The 19,467-nt window shown below is 41.8% G+C and carries 16 protein-coding genes; 5 read left to right on the forward strand and 11 right to left on the reverse strand.

The window, feature by feature from the left end; genetic code table 11:
- The first annotated feature begins 25 nt into the window (after positions 1 to 25).
- On the forward strand, positions 26 to 2,560 hold the full coding sequence (locus L4C33_RS10045; protein ID WP_428812306.1) for a molybdopterin oxidoreductase family protein: 2,535 nt from the start codon (positions 26 to 28) through the stop codon (positions 2,558 to 2,560).
- A gap of 84 nt (positions 2,561 to 2,644) precedes the next feature.
- Here the strand turns inward: L4C33_RS10045 and L4C33_RS10050 are convergent, their stop codons facing one another.
- From L4C33_RS10050 to rbsD, 7 genes are all read right to left on the reverse strand, one after another.
- Positions 2,645 to 5,122: a CHASE3 domain-containing protein gene (locus tag L4C33_RS10050; RefSeq protein WP_428812307.1), complete on the reverse strand. Its 2,478-nt coding sequence runs from the start codon at positions 5,120 to 5,122 to the stop codon at positions 2,645 to 2,647.
- A 211-nt stretch (positions 5,123 to 5,333) separates the two neighbouring features.
- Entirely contained in the window at positions 5,334 to 6,335 is a 1,002-nt protein-coding gene (locus L4C33_RS10055) for a substrate-binding domain-containing protein (RefSeq protein ID WP_428812308.1), read from the reverse strand.
- Positions 6,336 to 6,421: 86 nt separating this feature from the next.
- The gene (gene rbsK, locus L4C33_RS10060; protein ID WP_428812309.1) at positions 6,422 to 7,348 is read right to left on the reverse strand and encodes a ribokinase; all 927 of its coding nucleotides are present in this window, start codon (positions 7,346 to 7,348) and stop codon (positions 6,422 to 6,424) included.
- 179 nt (positions 7,349 to 7,527) lie between these two features.
- Positions 7,528 to 8,406 carry a ribose ABC transporter substrate-binding protein RbsB gene (rbsB, locus tag L4C33_RS10065; protein ID WP_428812310.1) on the reverse strand — a complete coding sequence of 293 codons (879 nt, stop codon included), beginning with the start codon at positions 8,404 to 8,406 and terminating at the stop codon, positions 7,528 to 7,530.
- A gap of 166 nt (positions 8,407 to 8,572) precedes the next feature.
- Positions 8,573 to 9,565 (reverse strand): ribose ABC transporter permease, encoded by a 993-nt coding sequence (gene rbsC, locus L4C33_RS10070; RefSeq protein ID WP_428812311.1) that lies wholly within the window; start codon positions 9,563 to 9,565, stop codon positions 8,573 to 8,575.
- Complete coding sequence (gene rbsA, locus L4C33_RS10075) at positions 9,562 to 11,067, reverse strand: ribose ABC transporter ATP-binding protein RbsA (RefSeq protein ID WP_428812312.1); 1,506 nt, start codon at positions 11,065 to 11,067, stop codon at positions 9,562 to 9,564. The genes rbsC and rbsA overlap by 4 nt, the downstream gene beginning before the upstream one ends.
- A 60-nt stretch (positions 11,068 to 11,127) precedes the next feature.
- A complete protein-coding gene (gene rbsD, locus L4C33_RS10080; protein ID WP_428812313.1) occupies positions 11,128 to 11,547 on the reverse strand; it encodes a D-ribose pyranase in 420 nt (139 codons plus the stop codon).
- Between the two features lie 392 nt (positions 11,548 to 11,939).
- On the opposite strand from rbsD, the gene L4C33_RS10085 reads away from it, so the two are divergent.
- Positions 11,940 to 12,257, forward strand: a complete 318-nt coding sequence (locus L4C33_RS10085) for a heavy metal-binding domain-containing protein (RefSeq protein ID WP_428812314.1) — start codon at positions 11,940 to 11,942, stop codon at positions 12,255 to 12,257.
- Positions 12,258 to 12,305: 48 nt separating this feature from the next.
- Positions 12,306 to 12,677 carry an MmcQ/YjbR family DNA-binding protein gene (locus tag L4C33_RS10090; RefSeq protein ID WP_428812315.1) on the forward strand — a complete coding sequence of 124 codons (372 nt, stop codon included), beginning with the start codon at positions 12,306 to 12,308 and terminating at the stop codon, positions 12,675 to 12,677.
- Between the two features lie 49 nt (positions 12,678 to 12,726).
- Here L4C33_RS10090 and L4C33_RS10095 read toward each other — a convergent pair whose 3' ends face one another.
- Both L4C33_RS10095 and L4C33_RS10100 read right to left on the reverse strand, forming a co-directional pair.
- Entirely contained in the window at positions 12,727 to 13,227 is a 501-nt protein-coding gene (locus tag L4C33_RS10095; protein WP_428812316.1) for a hypothetical protein, read from the reverse strand.
- On the reverse strand, positions 13,215 to 14,129 hold the full coding sequence (locus L4C33_RS10100) for a winged helix-turn-helix domain-containing protein (protein ID WP_428812317.1): 915 nt from the start codon (positions 14,127 to 14,129) through the stop codon (positions 13,215 to 13,217). Before L4C33_RS10100 ends, L4C33_RS10095 begins: the two co-directional genes overlap by 13 nt.
- Before the next feature lie 341 nt (positions 14,130 to 14,470).
- Here L4C33_RS10100 and L4C33_RS10105 point away from each other — a divergent pair, with 341 nt between their 5' ends.
- Positions 14,471 to 15,067 carry a porin family protein gene (locus L4C33_RS10105; RefSeq protein WP_428812318.1) on the forward strand — a complete coding sequence of 199 codons (597 nt, stop codon included), beginning with the start codon at positions 14,471 to 14,473 and terminating at the stop codon, positions 15,065 to 15,067.
- 72 nt (positions 15,068 to 15,139) lie between these two features.
- On the opposite strand, the gene L4C33_RS10110 is transcribed toward L4C33_RS10105, so the two are convergent.
- Together L4C33_RS10110 and L4C33_RS10115 are read right to left on the reverse strand one after the other, a co-directional pair.
- The gene (locus L4C33_RS10110) at positions 15,140 to 16,186 is read right to left on the reverse strand and encodes an endonuclease/exonuclease/phosphatase family protein (RefSeq protein ID WP_428812319.1); all 1,047 of its coding nucleotides are present in this window, start codon (positions 16,184 to 16,186) and stop codon (positions 15,140 to 15,142) included.
- Positions 16,187 to 16,286: 100 nt separating this feature from the next.
- On the reverse strand, positions 16,287 to 17,330 hold the full coding sequence (locus L4C33_RS10115; RefSeq protein WP_428812320.1) for a GGDEF domain-containing protein: 1,044 nt from the start codon (positions 17,328 to 17,330) through the stop codon (positions 16,287 to 16,289).
- Positions 17,331 to 17,636: 306 nt separating this feature from the next.
- On the opposite strand from L4C33_RS10115, the gene L4C33_RS10120 reads away from it, so the two are divergent.
- Positions 17,637 to 19,442 (forward strand): extracellular solute-binding protein, encoded by a 1,806-nt coding sequence (locus tag L4C33_RS10120; RefSeq protein WP_428812321.1) that lies wholly within the window; start codon positions 17,637 to 17,639, stop codon positions 19,440 to 19,442.
- Positions 19,443 to 19,467: the final 25 nt, after the last annotated feature.

A 19,467-nucleotide genomic window follows, 5' to 3' on the forward strand; every position in this document is an offset into this window, starting at 1 on the left:
ATATAGATAAATACCCGAGGGATGTATGACAAGCTCGAATCAAGAATGGACCAAATCAACATGTGCGTATTGTGGCGTGGGCTGTGGTATTGAAGCTCGCCCCACGTCATCAGGGAAATTAGAAATTCGAGGTGATAAGTCACACCCGTCAAATTATGGAAAACTCTGCACGAAAGGAATCGCTTTAGGCGAAACTGTGGCACCTACGGGTAGACTTATTCAACCAACATTGCAAAGTAATCAACAGCGCGAATCTATTGGTTGGCCAGAAGCGACTCAGTTGGTCGCCGATAAATTTAAACAAACCATTGAAGAGCATGGACCTGACTCTGTCGCCTTTTACGTATCAGGGCAACTACTTACTGAAGACTACTATGTTGCTAATAAATTGATGAAAGGCTTTATCGGGAGTGCGAATATAGATAGCAACTCCAGGTTGTGCATGGCATCTAGTGTAGTCGGGCATAAACGTGCATTTGGCTCTGATACAGTCCCAGTTTGTTATGAAGATTTGGAATTGAGTGACCTGGTTGTCATTACTGGGTCAAACTTAGCTTGGTGCCATCCGGTGTTATTTCAAAGGTTAAGAGCAGCAAAACAAGAAAACCCTAACTTAAAGGTAGTCGTGATAGATCCGAGAAAAACCGATACTTGCGATATTGCAGACTTACATTTATCGATCCAATCGGGTTCTGATGTTGCATTGTTTAACGGCCTCTTGTCGTACCTATCAACCCATGGTCATCTTGATCAAACCTTTATTGATGAACACACTCAGGGCTTTGAAAATGCATTGAACAGTGCGCTAAGCCAATCGATAACCGAGCAAATTGTTGAAGATATCACAGGGTTATCCAGCGACGCTTTGAGCCAGTTTTATCAGCTGTTTGCTGATAATCAAAAAGTCGTGACGATTTACTCTCAAGGGATAAATCAGTCGAGCAAAGGCTGCGATAAGGTGAACGCAATACTTAACTGCCATTTGGCCACGGGGCGAATTGGTAAACGAGGTATGGGGCCTTTTTCAGTGACTGGACAGCCCAATGCGATGGGCGGGCGAGAAGTTGGTGGCTTAGCTAATACTTTAGCGGCGCATTTTGAGTTTGGTGATAATCAATCCCACCAGTTGGTGAGTGACTTTTGGCACACTGAAAACCTAGCGACACAGCCTGGATTAAAAGCGATAGATTTATTTGATGCAATGCATGAGGGAAAAATTAAAGCGGTATGGATTATGGCGACGAACCCAGTAGTAAGCTTGCCAGACAGTGAAAAAGTGAAAGAAGCGCTCGAAAAGTGCCCGTTCGTGGTTGTGTCGGATTGTATTGAAGATACGGAAACTACTCGTTTGGCTAATGTGTTGCTACCCGCGCAAGGCTGGAGTGAAAAGTCAGGAACAGTAACGAATTCTGAGCGCCGTATATCAAGACAAAGACGCATATTACCCAGCCCAGGAGAAGCAAAACCGGATTGGTGGATAGTGAAAGAGGTTGCCCAGAAAATGGGATTCGAGCACCAGTTTAACTATTTGCATGAAGGGCAGGTGTTTAATGAATATTGCCTAATGACGGCGTTAAACAATATGGACGGCAAGCAGCGTGATTTATGTTTGATTGGTTTAACTCAGCTAGATGATAAAGGGTACAGTGAGTTAACTCCTCAGCAGTGGCCAGTGATGGAACTACAGCAGACGGTCGTGAATCAGCGAATGTTTACAGACCATCAATTCTTTACCGATTCGAGTAAAGCAAAATTTGTCTCGGTTGAATACAAAGCGCCTATTGCGAAAGCTTGTTCTACTTTCCCGCTATTACTTAATACCGGTCGTACTCGCGATCATTGGCACACTATGACAAGAACAGGCCTGGCAAGCGAATTAGGAGGTCACACCCCAGAGCCATTCGTTGCTGTTCACCCACGTATTGCGGAATCATTGAGCCTAGTCACAGAGCAAGTGGGCAATCCTGTCGTTACGGTCAAAAGCAGCCAAGGCGAATGTCAGGCCAGGCTTGTTACGTCCAAAGATATACAAATAGGTCAGGTGTTCATGCCTATTCACTGGAACGGGACAACAGCAAAAAACAGTAAACCTTGCGATCTGATTTTACCAAACATCGACTTACAGTCAGGCCAGCCTGAGTTTAAACACACTCCAGTCATTATTGAGCCTAGTGGGTTGACCAGTGAAGCTGGGCTGATAAGCACTAACATATTAAATTGCGAAGAGTTTGATTATTGGGTTAAGCAGAAAGTAGATGGGGGCTATTTATATCGAATTGGGTCTAAGAAAAACCCAATGGAATTAGTCATTCAGCTAGCGAATCTCATTGAATCTCAGGCTGTGACAAGTTCCGACAGTATTAAATCACTTCATTTTCATGGTGATAGCGCCGACGAGACTTTTGGGTCTGCAAATCTAAACCGTTTTGGGTTACAGCAAGCTTTTGTGGTCAATAGACAGCTTGATCAGACACGTATTGATTGGCTGATCTCTTGCCTGTCTCGCCCTATTGATGATCAATTCGAAGCTGAATTTCTCAATGCTTTGACAATAGATTGAAACTCAAAGAAACGACCCAAACTTCAATGGTAATCAGATCGCTACCTCACTTTGATAGTTGACGACTAACAGTTAAAAGTAATGTCAGTCATTGGCCGTTTGGTCATGATCTAATGTTGCGGAATGAGAGCTTAAGTTCTCTAGAATTAGACGTTGACCCTGGTGGATATTAACTTGTAATCGGTTAACTAGTTTTTGGACCTGTTCAATTTTCGGGATTTTACGCCTATTGACTAGTGATTCAATTTCAAGCGATTGATTAGCTAGGGTGGTCAAGCCTAAGTTAAGTGCTATGCTTTTGATTGAGTGTAGCGTTTCACTTAGAGTATCCCATTCTTCAGACATAAATTGTTCTATCAATACATCAATCAACTCTTCAAATTCAGTGACCATGCTCTTCATAAGTAAAGTCAAAGAGTCAGTATCGTCTTTTAGCATATCAAGTGTTTGGGAACGCGAGAGTTCTTCTTCGGTTAATCGCAGTCTTTCAATAGATTTTCGATGTAGGTGTACAATATTTTCTACGCTAATTCTTGGCGTGTTTTGATCATGTACAGGTAGGCGAGATGAGAATTGGTTAAGAGCATCAATGAAGCTTTCTTGCTGCAATGGCTTAGTTAAAACATGGTCGGCACCCGCTTCAATAAATTTATCATGAGCTTCGCGAAAAACGTCTGCAGTATAAGCAAATAATAAGGTTTTAATGCCTAATTCATCTCTTATATATTTAGTTGCCTCAACACCATTCATTTCCGGCATGTGATTGTCCATTAGGATTAAGTCATACTCACTTCTTTGAATGTACTCAATGGCAATTCGACCATTCTCGGCTACTTCAACAGAGTGCCCTAACTTTTCACAAAACCCTTTTGCAACGATAGCGTTAACACGGTTATCTTCAATCAATAGGACACGTAGATGTGTTCCCTCTGATGTACTTTTAGTGGGCGTAGTGATGGATTGGATGGCGGATTTTTTTTCAACCCAGCGGATAGGTAAGGTCACAAGAATATGAGTTCCTAATCCTTCTTCACTTTTTAGTGTGATCTCACCGCCCATTAGTTCGACCAATTTTTTCACGATCGTTAAGCCAAGTCCTGTGCCTCCAAATCGGCGAGTTGTAGAGGTGTCTGCTTGTTCAAAGGAATTGAAAATACTGTCTTGTTTGTCTTTCGGAATACCTATCCCTGTATCGTTCACAGAAATGAGTAGGTGTCTTGTTTCCTTATTGAGTGAGAAATGGAAAAGAACATGCCCAATATTGGTAAACTTAATCGCATTTCCTCCCAAGTTAAAAAGGATCTGGCGGAGTCGGGCGCAATCGCCAGTAAATTCAATATTATCAGAGACTTCATTCTCAACAAGGAATTGGATGTTTTTCTCGTTGACTAAGGGTTCCATGGAGCTATGGACGGGGGAAAGGACTTGACTCAATCTGAAGGGTACTTCTTCTAATTCAAGTTTATTTTCTTCGACTTTTGATAAATCCAAAATATCATTCAAAATGGTCATCAGGTGCTGGCCCGAATCTAGTATTACTCTAATGTTTTCTTTCGTTGATGACTCTTGAGTCTCATTTTCAATGATTTGTGAAAGTCCTAACACACCGTTCATAGGCGTTCGGATTTCATGACTCATAGTTGAAAGGAATTGACCTTTAGCTTTGACTGCAGCCTCAGCTTTTTGACGCTCATTTTCCAATTTTTTGTTTGCGTCTTGCATTTGTTGTGTGTTCAAGCTGAGTGCCTCAGTCATGCTAATAAAACCATGACTGAGCATTGAAAGTTCATCCTTTCCCCCAAGTTTTGTACCGAGATCCAGTATAGTTCTACCTTTTCWAAACTTACCTAGAGAAATGAATTGAGATGCTTCGAGAAGTAAGTTGAGTCGTTCTTTAATTCGACTTGATGACCAAATGGCCACAGAAGTAGAGATCAATATGGATACAAACGTACCCCAAAAAAGCACAAGAGTGGTTTGATTCGCTGAGTTGTTTGAGTTGGCAATTCGAATTGCGATGAGCTCATTTTCAATAGTGATAAAGTTGTCTATCTCAACGCGAATAGCGTCGATAATTTTTTTACCTGTTTCTTCCTTAAGCAAGTTAATAACACTTTGTATAGAGGCTGAACCTTCATTTACTAAATTGCGTTGTTCAATTTCTCTAATCCCTGCTTTCTTTAACCAATCCTTATGAAGGTCATTAATTACTCCCAACCGTTCAACTTGAGCTGGGTTATCACTCACTTGTAATGAAAGTGTCCGTAATTTTCTACTCCATACGCTTAGTGCGTAGTTGTAAGGTTCTAAAAACTCCTCATCTCCGGTAATTAAGTAGCCACGTTGACCCGTTTCCATATCGACAGTAATGCTTAAAAGCTCTTGAGCGCGTGCGATTGCTTTGTGTGTGTGTGAGACCCAATGCTGGTCGGTTAGCATTGATTGGGTGTTGTTGTACACAGAAATAGAAACCAAGAGCATCAAAAGCATAGGAATAGAAAAGCTAATGAATAGCTTTTTTTTAAGGGAAATATTATTCAGCCATTGGGCACCCGAAGACATGCTAACTCCATATAATCACTGACGCTTTATAGATATTTTAGGTTAGATTTGGATGTTTGTTTATTTTATGTGTGAAGTTGTATATTTGGTGCGGAAGTAGTTGGGATAAAGAAAGAATACAAGGCCAGTTGACTTCAGTTTGTAAAAAGAAAGTAAGGCTTTAAAAGAGGTTAAAGCCTTACTTGTAATTACCCTGTAAATATTGATATCGCTAATATGGTTTTACACTGCTTCTTTCAACCAAAGTCGGCTCAAGCTCAACAACTTGAGGGTAGGCGTCTGGTGTTTTCAGGCGACTTAACAGAGTATCAACAGCCGCTTGACCTAAACGATGCTTTGGCTGGTGGATCGTAGTCAGAGAAGGCGACATATATTTTGAAAGATGAATGTCATCATAGCCGATTACTGAAAGATCACTCGGGATGTCGACACCATCTTGAGTTGCAGCATTAATTACACCCATTGCCATCATATCGTTACACACAAAAAGGGCGCTAGGCAGATCTCCTTTTGCTTTAAGGTGCTGATATGAATCAAACCCACCGTCACACTCGAAGTTAGACTCAACAATCCAATTTGGGTTTATATCGATATTCGCTTCTAGCATGGCTTGTTTAAAGCCTTCATAACGAGATGAAGCCTGATTACGGTGCAAAGGGCCTGTAATGCAGCCAATTTGTGTGTGGCCATTGTTGATCAGGTGTTGAGTCGCCATATAACCCCCTTGGTGAGAGTTATCTTGTATTTTATCACTGGCAAATAGCATAGGGCCCCAGTCCATCACGACAACAGGGAGTTCAGGGTAACGCTCGAACACATCGATATGTTCACCTTCGAGCGTTGAACACATCAGCATTAATCCATCGACACGTTTTTGCAAAAGAGTATCGATTGAAGACTTCATTCGCTGGCTATCACCTTCTGTATTGCACAGGATGAGGTTATAGCCTTTCTCGTAGCAGCGACGCTCAACGCCTTTAACGACTTCACCAAAAAACGGGTTGGTCGACGTTGTTACCAACATTCCAACCGTTTTTGTCTGCTTCATTTTTAAGCTACGAGCTAAAGCAGAAGGTGCATAATTGAGTTCCTTGGCTGCGTTATTTACGCGCTCGGCAATTTCTTCACTGACAAAACGAGATTTATTGATCACATGGCTAACCGTAGAGGTTGAAACTTTAGCCAATTTAGCGACGTCTTTCATTGTTGCCATAAAAATTCCTTGGGGTGGCTTTCCTAGCCGATTTAGAGCGATATTTTGCCTTAAAACAGAGGCTTATGCTTGTTCTTTATCGAAACTTAAGCGGACAGTTGTTCAGACAAAAAGCGTTCTGTTTCTACACGAGTTGGAATCGAAGTTTGAGCTCCAAAACGTGTTACCGAGATGGCAGCAGCAGCGTGCGCAAATTTGATCGCTTGTTCTATTGGCATGTCTTCTAAAAGCCCAGTAACAAATGCGCCGTTAAAAGTGTCACCCGCGGCAGTAGTATCGGTAGCCTCAACTCGGAAACCAGGGATGAGTTCACCGCGACCGTTTTGGCTTAACCAAACACCTTTTGCACCGAGYGTAATCATGACGATTTCTATGCCTTTGGTGTGTAAGTTGTTAGCTGCTAGCTGTGCAGACTCGTTGTCTGTCACCGTAACACCTGTTAACACCTCAGCTTCGGTTTCATTCGGCGTAATAACATCAATACATGCCAATAACTCGTCTGAAAGAGGGCGAGCCGGAGCCGGGTTTAGGATAACGTTGGTCTTGTTTTCTTTCGCAACCTTGGCTGCGTACTCAATACCTTCTATTGGTGTTTCAAGCTGAGTTAAAAGGTATTTGGCATTACGAACTTTGTCGAGGTGAGGTTCGATTTGCTGACAAGTTAGTTTGTCGTTAGCTTCTGCAGATAGGCAAATGCTGTTTTCGCCTTGGTCGGAAACCTGAATCATTGCAATGCCCGTTGGGGTATTATCTGCAACGATCACACCGTCAGTATTGATACCATCGTTAGAAAAATCTTGACGAATGTTAATACCAAATGCGTCATCACCGACGCAGGCGATAAAACCGATATCAGCGTTTAGTCGCGCTGCAGCAACAGCTTGGTTAGCGCCTTTGCCACCAGGTATTACCTGATAATTCCTACCTACGAGGGTTTCCCCTGGGCGAGGGAAAGAAGGAACTTGAAGCACGTGGTCAGCGTTTACACTACCTAAAACAATTAGTTGAGTCATGATACGAGCCTTATGATATATCGTATTTGAAAATGCATGGTGGTTTCGAATTGCGACTGTGAATTGGAAACGACGATGAACTCTCTTTGAAAGTCAGGGGAGCGATCCCCCTGACTTGATTCAGAGTAAACGGGCACTTATTAAATAAGGGCTACGTTCAAATTAGCAATTGGAGATAATTACTTAGTAATCACTTTTAGAGGTACTGGTACGTATGCTTCTACTGATTGGCCTTTAAGAACTTTGTCTGCCATCTCAATACCTAGAGAACCGATCATGTCTGGTTGTTGAGCGACTGTCGCAGCCAGCTTGCCACGGTTTACCGCTGCAATACCGTCTTCAGTGCCATCAAAGCCAACGATCATTACGTCTTTACCTGAAGCTTGTACTGCACGTAGAGCACCTAATGCCATTTCATCATTTTGTGCGAATACTGCTTGTACGTCTGGGTTAGCAGCAAGTAGGTTTTCCATTACGTTTAGACCTTTAGTACGGTCGAAATCAGCAGGCTGGCTTGCTAGAAGATCTAGGTTGCTGCTTTTAACTGAGTTCATGAAACCTTCACCACGTTCACGTGCTGCTGATGTACCCGCAATACCTTCAAGTTGGATAACTTTCGCTTTTTCACCCACTTTTTCCATGATGAAATGACCAGSCATTTCACCACCAATTACGTTATCTGAAGCGATGTGGCTAACAACATCACCACGGCTCGCACCACGGTCTAGTGTTAGTACTGGAATGTTCGAGCGGTTAGCCATGCGGATTGCATTTGAAACAGCGTCTGAATCAGTTGGGTTAATTAGAATCGCTTTAACGCCACGAATCGTTAAATCTTCAATATTTGAAAGCTCTTTGCTTGGATCGTTTTGAGAATCAAGAACGATTAGCTTGTAGCCTAGCTCTTCCGCTTTAGCTTCTGCACCATCTTTCATCGTTACAAAAAATGGGTTGTTAAGAGTAGAAAGTACGATTGCCATTGTATCTTGAGCCTGTGCAGACACTGATACAGAAGTAGAAAGTACAGCAGCAGAAATTAGAGTTGCTAATTTTTTCATCGTGATAGTCCTTTGTGTAGGGTGAGCTAGGAGGAGACTCCTAGCTCATTGTTTCATATTGTATTTATAGGTTTAACGTTTTTATGAATTAAACGGATGTTGCGTTTGTTTAGATATAGCTTTGAATCGATATTACGTTTGCTATCGAAACAGCAAGTCTTACTTATTACTTGTTTTTGTTGTCTACCAATACCGCCAGAAGAATAACCACTGCTTTTGCAATCATCTGGTAGTAAGAAGATACGTCTAATAGGTTTAGTGCGTTGTTTAAGAAGCCAATGATAAGTGCACCAATCAATGTGCCCATAATACGGCCACGGCCACCAGCCAAGCTTGTGCCGCCTAATACTACGGCTGCGATGGCGTCTAATTCGTAACCCATACCAGCGGTTGGCTGAGCAGAGGAAAGACGAGAAGCAACGATGATACCTGCAACAGCAGCCAGCAAACCACAGATTGAGTAGACGCCGATTTTCACTTTATCAACATCAATACCTGAAAGGCGAGCTGCAGATTCGTTACCACCTAGGGCATAAACATAGCGTCCAAAACGAGTGTGGTTTAGTAGGTACCATACCGCTGCGAATACCACGACCATGATCCATACAGGAACTGGGATACCCATCGCGTAGCCTGTACCAAACCAAGCGAATGCATCTGCTGTATCGGTAAAGCCAGTAGAAATAGGGCGGCCATCGGTGTAAACCATGGTTACACCACGTAGAAGTGTCATGGTTACAAGAGTTGCAATAAAGGCTTGCACCTTACCTTTAGCGATAATTATGCCGCTGATTGCACCCAGCGCAGCACCTGCAACCAACGCGGTTGGCACTGCCACCATCACTGGTACTTCCATACCAATCAAGCTTGCAGCAAATGCGCCACATAAAGCTAAAACTGAGCCGACACTTAAATCGATACCAGCGGTTAAGATAACTAATGTCATACCTACTGCGATAATGGCGTTAATCGAAGTTTGGCGAAGAATGTTTAAAATGTTGTCGACAGTAAAGAAGTTCGGGTTCAAGAATGAAACGACAACAATCAAAAAGATCAAAGCGATCAAAGATTTTTGTTCGATTAACCAATCTTTACTGATGAGTGGCTTTTTAGTTGGAGCTTCTGCGTTCTTTGCTTTGCTCATAGTATTGGTACTCATGCTGCATCCTCGTTTAACGTTTTACCCACCGCACACGCTAGTAGTAATTCTTGGTTTGCTTCTTTAGCGTCAAATTCGCCGCTAACACGGCCTTCATGCATCACCATGATGCGGTCACTCATTCCTAAAACTTCAGGCATTTCAGAAGACACCAAAATGATGCTCATTCCGTCTGCTTTGAATTTATTAATCAGTTGGTAAATCTCTTTTTTCGCACCGACATCGACACCGCGAGTAGGCTCGTCGAGAATCAGAACTTTTGGTTTGGTCATTAGCCCTTTTGCGATAGCGACTTTCTGCTGGTTACCACCAGAAAGGTTACCAATGATTTGTTCGCGAGTAGGGGTTTTGATGTTGAATAGCTTGATGAAATCATCAACTGCAATGACTTCATCATTGTGTTGAATTTGAGCACCTTTAGTTAGTATGTCTAGTGAACACAAAGACATGTTCTCTTTCACTGACAAACCAAGGACTAAGCCATCGCCTTTACGATCTTCAGAAATATAAGCGATGCCGTTAGCAAGCCCGTCTTTTGGACTTACTGGGTTAATCGTCTTATTTTCTAGGTTGATTACGCCGCGTTCGCTAGGAAGGGCACCATAAATCACCTTCATGAGCTCAGTACGACCTGCGCCCATAAGACCTGAAACACCTAATATTTCACCGCGCTTTAGTGTGAAACTCACGTCATGAACACCTGAGCCCGTTAGGCCGATAACTTCAAGACAGGTCTCACCATGGCTTTGTGGGATCCTAGGATATTGCTCATCCAGTTTACGACCGACCATCATTTCGATTAAACCATCTTCATCCGTGTCTTTAACTTCGCATTCACCGATGAATTTCCCGTCACGTAGCACAGTGATGTCGTCGCAAATCTCAAAGATTTCCTTTAGGCGATGCGAAATGTATACGATGCCACAACCTTCTTGGCGAAGTTCATTGATCACTTTGAAAAGAGACTCTGTTTCGGTATCTGTTAGAGCATCAGTCGGCTCATCCATGATGATGACTTTAGACTCAAACGATAGTGCTTTAGCGATCTCTACCATTTGTTGCTCACCAAGGCTCAGCTGACCCAATGGTGTTTTAGAGCTGTGCTTTACGTTCAGGCGTTGAAGTAGCTTRTCAGCGGCTTGGTACATTTCGGTCCAAAGGATACGACCCAAAGTGCCGGTGATTTCACGACCGAGAAAGATGTTTTCGGCGATGGTTAATTCAGGGATTAAGTTCAGCTCTTGGTGAATGATACTTATACCAGCTTGTTGTGAATCACGCGGCCCTTTAAACGCTGCAGGCTTGCCTTGATACGCAATGCTTCCTGCATCAAGGTGATAAATGCCAGTCAGCACTTTCATTAATGTTGATTTACCTGCGCCGTTTTCACCCATCAACGCCATAACGCGTCCTGGATAAACATTGAGACTTGCTTTGTCTAGCGCTTTCACGCCAGGAAAGGCTTTCTCAATGGAGCTAAGTTCTAAAATGGCTTGAGTCATGTCGGTTCCTTTACTCGGGGCCAGAATTAAGTGAGCTTGGTTTTAAAAACTAAGTAAGGTTTAAAAAGTTACGCCAGCTTGGAAGATAACGTTCGCATAAGGCGTACATTCGCCTGTGCGGATAACGGCGCGACTGTCGTTTGTGCGCTGCTTAAATTCTTCATGGCTGATGTAAGCAATATTGATGCTTTTGTTACAGCGAACTTCTTCTGTTTTTAGTTGGTCGATAAGTACTGCGTGGTGAGCAGGGCTTATTTCTTTGAATTCTTCTGCAATGACTACGCCTTCGATTTGAGACTCATCCAAAATGGCTTTTACTGTCTGCTCAAAGCTTGGAACACCATGAGTAAGTGCTAGGTCAATGCGTCGAACGTGATCAGGAATGGGCAAACCAGCGTCACAGATAGTTATCTCGTCAGTATGGCCTAGAGTCGCCACAAGGTAAGAGAGATCAGAATTTATCAGGGTACTTTTTTTCATAACACTGCCTATTACAAATATCGTTTGATGGGATGAGAAAAAGCTCAATAAAAGCCATCGAAACGTTTCGATAGTGATAATAGTGGCTTAATTATAAATTGCACACTTGTGTTAGTTATTGTGTGATAGCGATCATCGAAACGTTTCGATGGGGCGTTTTTTGGTGATCTTTGTCACTGATTGAATTGTTAATAGTGAGCGGGGGAAGGTGAAGTTATGCTGAATTAGATGTTGGGAACAACGAGAAGAAAACAGTAAAAAATGGTGGAAGTTCTGGGAATAGCTTGCTGCTTTCCTCTCATTTCTTAGGGGCTAACTATTTGTAAAGAAAACCAATATGCTAGAGTCGAAGCTAACGCTTCGGCTTTTTTATTTATATAAGGAATTCAACCATGATTTTTACGACGACAGATACTGTTCCTGGGCGTGAAATAGCGTCAATTGTTGGTGTTGTGACGGGTAATGTTGTTCAGTCAAAACATGTTGGCCGAGATATTATGGCTGGCCTTAAGAGCATAGTGGGTGGCGAATTGGCTGGTTACACAGAAATGATGAGTGAAGCACGTGACATCGCTATAGAGCGTTTAGTGAAAGAAGCAAGCAACCTTGGAGCGGATGCTGTCGTTGGTATACGCTTTACAACGAGTGCTGTGACTGATGGCGCATCGGAAATTATGGCATTTGGCACGGCGGTGAAATTGCACAATTAATGTTTTGAACCGTTTCCAACTATTGTTTGAGCAAAGGAGTGTCAGTAAGTGAATTACGATGAGTTTAACGAGTTTTGTACTTCTTTACCTGCAACTACCCATGTCATTCAGTGGGGCAACTCGCAGGTATGGAAGGTTGGCGGAAAGGTGTTTGCTGTTGGCGGATGGGGGCCAGACGATGAGCCTGCTTTTACGTTTAAAACCTCGCCGAGGAACTTTGATTTTCTGAGTGATACGCAGGGGTATCGGCCAGCACCCTATTTAGCGAATCGTGGTATGAAGTGGATACAGTTAGTCGACTCTTCCCAACAAAATGATGAAGAACTTGAATACTATTTGAAAGAGTCACACCGGTTAGTGTCTTTGGGGCTTTCAAAAATCAAACAAAAAGAACTAGGTTTGAATCAAGAAGATCTTTGATCTATAAAGCTGCTCGGTGATGTCGGTGAATATCTACGTGATATGTTAATTAGTCGGTAGTTTCATTCTCAGCCCTAAAGCAGACATAGTTACTGTCTTCTGAGTTCGAAGTGCTGGTTAAAAACAAATAATTATTGYGAATTTCGTAAACGTATTCGAAAGTTGAACCTATCACATGGTTTCTGCGTTGAACGAAGTCCTCATTTCCTTTTATTATCCAGTCAATGGTTTTGAACTGGAAAGTAACTTCCTCACCGTTAACTCGATATTCAATAGCATAACCTAACTCAAATTCACTGTTTTTGCCCATAAGGTCAACGACAAAGCCTTTTTGATGGAAGTCCAATTGGCTCTCGGTGTTAAAGTTAAGGGCATTGAACACCTGATACTTCTTAAATCCAGGTTTGCTTTCAGAGGTGAGTTCTTTTTTTACGGTACTACAGGACCAGTGGCTACCCGCTAGCTCTTGCTTTGGTAGGTACTGGTAATATAGAGAAACAGTACCTAAGATAGCCAATACTAAAACTAGAGCGCAATTTAAGATTCGCATAACGAATTCGCCTTATAAATCAGATCATTGACGACAGATACTAGGTTATCGTGTGTAACCGAAAAGTGGGTGTAATTACTGTTGTCGTCGTTCTGCTTGTCAAATGCAAATGCGCTCAGATTCAAATGCCCGTCTTTCTGCTTGGAATTATAGATCCTGAGTAGGTAGGTCATTCCACAGGCATTTTGATTGATAGATTCTGTAAGCATTGATCTTTCTATTATCGCCAAAGCAGCGTTCGCGGCAGTTCGGTCATCAACAAATAACGTTTGCTCACCGTTTATCAACTTTCGATAATTCGATGTATCTTGAAAGTCGACATCTGCGTTATTTCCTGACTTTAAGTGGATAAAAGAACCGATAGCTAGAAAACAAAGTAGTAAACAAGATGTGAGTCGTGATGCGAGAAATTGGTTCACTCCAAAATGCAGATTCTTGAACTTATATCTCTCTTTGCCTCTATCTAGCTTTTCCGCGTCGTCTTCGTTATAGAGAGCGAGTTCTTCTGGTGAACTGAGCGGAACGTCGATGGGTTTATCCTGAGAAGTGGTTGCCAATTGAGTTTGTGGTGATTGAAACATCACATTTGGATTATTCTCCACACACAGTTTGTAGCCAATCTTAGTTACGGTTTTTACTTCAACACCAACCGCTTTCAATCGAGTTAACGTATGTCGGAWATTGGAGATGACGTTAGTTAACGCCTGGTCCGAGACTACGACGCCACTCCAACATGTCGCAAATAACTCGTCTCTAGTAATACACTTCCCAATGTTTTTGATCAGGTGATTGAGTACATCAAACGATAAAGGGCGGAGCGATATCGTATTACCGTCAAGGTTTGAAATATCACGGCTATCTATGTCAATACGTAAGTTAGAAAGTTCTAGTATTTGGTTCATATCGTTCTACAGAAAATTAAAAACACCATTCAATTACAGGTCGAAACTGTTAACCCATATATCAATTTTGCGTATTGTGCCTCAAATACACATCAAATCGTGTAAGCCAATGTAAGCGACTTGTTCAGGTTTTATACACCTAATTCATCGAGTTAAAAAGACCAGATTTGGAAACAAAAATTTTATTAATCGGAAGATCATAGACTTAGTGTTTTGGTAGCTCAATGAAAGTATTGAAATAACTCCGTGTGAGAAAGTGATTATATTGCTGTGTATTTTTTTTATTTTTTTACTTTTAACCTGCATGGCAAATAACAACGGCCTGTTTTGGATAATATGTAATGAAAAACACAATGATAGTAACTGCAGCAATAATGACCGCGCTTTCAGCAAATAGTGTGATGGCAAAGGAAGTTGATGGCTTCTACCTGGGTGGTGCAATAGGTACAACAGGTGTAGATGATGGTGGACTATATGACAACCTTGGTCCAACGAATGTTGACGCTGATGGTTCGACTTTTAAAGTAATCGCTGGCTACCAGTTTAATAGAATTGTTGCCGTCGAGGCTCAGTACACAAACTATGGTGACGTAGTAACTAAAGATATTTTAAATCAGTCTATTTACAGATGGTCACCAACGGCGTTTTCTGTAAGTGCAAATCTAGGATATACATTTGAAAACGGAGTCCGTCCATTTGGAATCGTGGGTTTGTCTGCAATCGATTTAGACCAGTCATTGCCTGTCCTGCAAGATGATAATGGTGCAGGATTACGTCTTGGACTTGGTGTTGAATATACACCTCCAAAACTGGAAAATGTGAGCTTTAGATTAGGCTATGAAGCCGACGCTTTTGTTATTGAATCTGTGAGTCCGTATCAAGCGGACAAAGATATTGTAATTGACTCTTTCTATGGGGCAGTTTCGTACCACTTCTAAGCTAAAACTAAATTGAATAATAGGACCGAAGCACTAAGCTTCGGTTTTTTATCGGGCTATCTATGGTTTAGTCTATCCGTTTCTTAATCGAGTGGTTATCGAAACTAATGCATGATCCGTACTGAACTGGTCGTGTTCAAAACTTGGATTGACAATGTGTTGGTCGACAATCTTATACTGTCGGACTTCCATGATATTTTGATCCGCTCCGCAATCGAACTCATTCGATAGCACAATATAGTCGAGGGTCGAACCTTTCGCTCCGTAATAATGAGTAGCTGGCCGTTGTTCTAACAAGTCACTGCTTTGAAGTTGATGGTAAAGATCCCAGCTGTCGCGCAATCGAAACTCACTTAGCCAATGCTTACTTTCAACATTACGATTTAGCTCGAAGCTCAAAAGGCCTTTAAACTCATCACTTGATAAGGGCTTATTAAAATCACCCATTAAAACGACGGGCTGTCTTACTGAATCACGTTGCGCTGAAATATACCTATGTAAAAGATTGGCTTCTAGTCCACGTTGAATTGTTGACAACCAACTACCCAATTGTTCTTCGTGAAGTTGATTTAAAGAAGGAGAGGGAGTGTATTCCGTATTTTCTGAGTGACTGCTGCTAATGACATAGTCGGTTTTTACTTCAGTTGAACGCTGAGATTTGAAATGCACGACATAGATATCGGTATTGCCTAAATGCGGAAGTTCAACCGTTGCATGTATGGGTACTCGATTAAATTGGAATGTATCAGGCAACTCAAATGCCTTAAGTAAATTCTGGTCGGCTTGCACTGGTTGAACGCTCACTATTGGGTACTTAGAAGCGATCGCAACAACAGGGGAAAAGAAAAGGTAATCATCAATAACCTCTGGGTTATCTACGACTTCAAAGTAAGGAAAACCTAGCTCAGCCACTAAGTTCTTCAGAGAGTCCGGACTGAACACCTCTTGAAACCCGATAACGTCGGAATTGAGCTCGGTCAGCTTATTACGAAACCATTGTTGCTTCTTTATCCATTCGTCATGCGCGTAAATGTTCTCAAACTCATAGTACGCGTTAGGCGGTTCTAGATAATTAAGTAGGTTAATCGTAGTAAATCTAATATCTGTAGGTGATTCCACGGCGTTACAACAATTCAATAAGCGATATTTCAATTATGGGTGATGGACTAACTAATTGAAATATCGTTTATTAAATAGGAATAGAAAAGCAGTTCGAATGCTATTTAATTAACCTAATAACGTTACTTTGAGCCTTAACTTCAGCAAGATTAAATTCATGTGTATCAGTGATGAGCGAACGCTCTTTAGCATGAGTGAGCTTATCTTCTAACGCTTTGAGGATATCTTCAGGCGACACGGTATCTGTTGGCTGATATGAGTAGGCAGCTACACGCACATTAATTGGATACATGGCTGTTTCTTCAAACTGATCCACAATCCGCTCGCAAACAGGGCGTATATTCTCAATAGGCGTGTTAGGCATGAGTATGAAAAACTCGTCATCATCACGCGCGATAATTTCAGTTTTACGTAGCTGTTCTACACAGATATCTGCAAACAATTTAAGCAAGTCGTCTCCTGCACTGTAACCAAAACGCTGATTGACCTGCTTGAGTTCATTAAAATCAATGTGCAAAACGGTAAATGTGTGTGATGCGCGCTCTGAAATCGCAATGGTTCGTTCTAGCTCTTCAATAAACGGAGTCAAACTGTAGGTATTGGTCAAATAGTCCTTAAAGTTCAACCCTTTCATTTGGTCATTCACATCGCGAATATGCACAGAATGACTGATCTGATTGATGAGCTGGTTATCCAATGAATTGAACTTCATCAGAGACATGACGATGTTACAAGGAACGATGTTGTGCTCTTTTAGTGCTATTTTTAGCTTTTGGGCAAGTTCGACGTGAAACTCGTGCATACACAACAAGAAGTCATAGTTAGAGATATTCATTTCCATCAGAGCAGTACACAGCTCGACTCGATTACGAAGATATTCGCTTCTACTTTCTGAGTTTAGGTATGTGTTGATATAGCGATATATTTCATTTTTCAGACGAGAAGTCGTATTAGCAGAAACGTTCGGGTTCGCTGAAGTAATCTCGATCACTTGATTAACGATATTCTCGAAATAGGAAGCTGGTGGCGCATACACCACGCACTCGCGTAAGGCTGCTAACTCACTATTACTGATCTTGATGAGCGCATTTCTGCGGTCGAGCTCTTTTTCGCTTAAACCTAGCTCGTTAATCAAAGCGTCCAAATTCTATTCCCTTGTCACAAATTAACCTTAAATAGGATATGGTACGGAATATATTTAGTAAAGTGGAAATCGGGTAGATTTTGAATACACATCTAACAACGAAATCTTAATGGCTATTTTATTAGTTATTACATGATGTTAGATTTTTCTCTATACTTCATTTTATAGTCGCTTTCATCAATTGCATATCAATATAGCGACGAACAATTTTGGAATGTCATTTGAAGGGAGAATCAGATGGGGATATTTCGTAACAACACTTCTTGTCACACCAGCTTTCACGCTATGTGCTCAGGGGCTTTACTCATACCAAGCCTGATTATTTCTACCAGTGCTTTTGCCGAAAAAGAACTCGCGAGTAACGTCATTGAAACGACTCAATTAGTGGGCTTTGGCGAGGCGAAATACCCTGAAGGTTTTAAACACTTTGACTATGTAAACCCAGAAGCGCCTAAAAAAGGAAAGGTGACATACGGCAAAGTAGGAACATATGACAGCTTTAACCGCTTTGGCTCTCGAGGTGTTGCTGCTGCGTATACTGGTGAGTTGTACGATACTTTAATGTTTTCTCCAAGTGATGAAATAGACGCTTATTACCCACTTATTGCGTCTAAAGTTCGTTATTCTGATGACTATACTTGGCTCGAAATAGATATTAACCCTAATGCTCGTTTTCACGATGGCATGCCTATTACAGCACATGATGTAGCATTTACTTTTGACAAGTTTAATACCGAAGGTGTACCGCAATATCGAGTCTATTATAAAGACGTAAAGTCGGTAGTTGCGGTGGACGACCATAAAGTCAGAATAGAAATGGTGAAGCCAAATCGTGAGAAGTTGTTTAGTCTTGCTCAGAGTACTCGCGTACTACCTAAACACTTTTGGCAAGACAAAAAGCTCTCAGATCCATTGAATGTACCACCTGTCGGTAGCGGTGCTTATAAAGTCATTGATTACAAAGCTGGTCAAAGCATTACCTATGGTTTAGATGAAAACTATTGGGCGGCAGATTTGCCAGTCAATGTTGGTCGTAACAACTTCAAGCAAGTGCAGTATGACTACTATCGTGATGACACGGTAATGCTGGAAGCGTTCAAAGCGGGTGAGTTCGATTTTAGACAAGAAAATTCTGCCAAATTTTGGGCATCTTCTTATACCGGGGCTAATTTCGACAAGGGTTATATCGTGAAAGAGGAAATCAATCACGAAAAGCCAGAGTCGACTCAAGCGTTTGTCTTTAATACGAAAACGGAAGTATTTTCAAATCCACAAGTTCGAGAAGCATTGACCTACGCGATGGACTTTGAGTGGATGAACAAAAATATGTTCTATAGCCAATATTCACGGACCCGTAGTTACTTCCAAAACACAGATTACGAAGCGAAAGGTTTACCGGGCGAACAAGAACTCGAAATTTTAAACCCTTACAAAGAGCAAATCCCACCTAGAGTGTTCACGGAAGAGTACCAACCATCAATGACTGACGGAAGTGGGCGAATTCGTAGTCAAATGCGCCATGCATTTAAGCTTTTAAAGCAAGAGGGCTGGGAGCTTAAAAATAAGGTAATGACAAATGTAAAAACGGGCAAGCCGATGACATTTGAACTGCTGATTTATAGCCCAACCGCCGAGCGAATAGCCACACCGGTGCAAAAGAACTTAAAGCGCATGGGGATCGACATGAAAATCCGTACTGTTGATACCACGCAATATATTAAGCGATTGCGTGACCGCGACTTTGATATGGTTTCATCTTCCTACTCAGCTAACCCTTATCCAAGTCCTAACTTGATGATTGTGTGGAACTCTAACTTTTTAGATTCGACGTACAATACTGCAGGAGTGACGGATCCTGTTGTCGATCAATTAACGGATGATATTTCTAAAAATCAGCAAAACCCTGAAAAATTGTTAGCGCTGGGGCGTTCGTTAGACCGAGTTCTACAATGGAACTTCTACATCATTCCGCAATGGCATGTTGGAAAGTATCGAGTAGCAAGTTGGGACAAATTTAGCCGACCTGATGTGTTACCCAAGTATGACCTAGGTGTTGATACGTGGTGGGTTGACGACAAAAAGTCCGCTTTATTGCCTGAAAAGCGTCGTTAGGAGAGTTAATTGGCTGCTTATATAT

Origin of the sequence: Vibrio makurazakiensis (assembly GCF_050337375.1) — a bacterium.
In the GTDB taxonomy this organism is placed as follows: domain Bacteria; phylum Pseudomonadota; class Gammaproteobacteria; order Enterobacterales; family Vibrionaceae; genus Vibrio; species Vibrio makurazakiensis.

Bases quoted from the DNA above. Each gene is read 5' to 3' on its own strand.
- L4C33_RS10045 (WP_428812306.1), top strand. From the start codon at position 26: ATGACAAGCTCGAATCAAGAATGGACCAAATCAACATGTGCGTATTGT.
- L4C33_RS10055 (WP_428812308.1), bottom strand. From the start codon at position 6,335: ATGGCAACAATGAAAGACGTCGCTAAATTGGCTAAAGTTTCAACCTCT.
- rbsC (WP_428812311.1), bottom strand. From the start codon at position 9,565: ATGAGTACCAATACTATGAGCAAAGCAAAGAACGCAGAAGCTCCAACT.
- rbsD (WP_428812313.1), bottom strand. From the start codon at position 11,547: ATGAAAAAAAGTACCCTGATAAATTCTGATCTCTCTTACCTTGTGGCG.
- L4C33_RS10085 (WP_428812314.1), top strand. From the start codon at position 11,940: ATGATTTTTACGACGACAGATACTGTTCCTGGGCGTGAAATAGCGTCA.
- L4C33_RS10105 (WP_428812318.1), top strand. From the start codon at position 14,471: ATGAAAAACACAATGATAGTAACTGCAGCAATAATGACCGCGCTTTCA.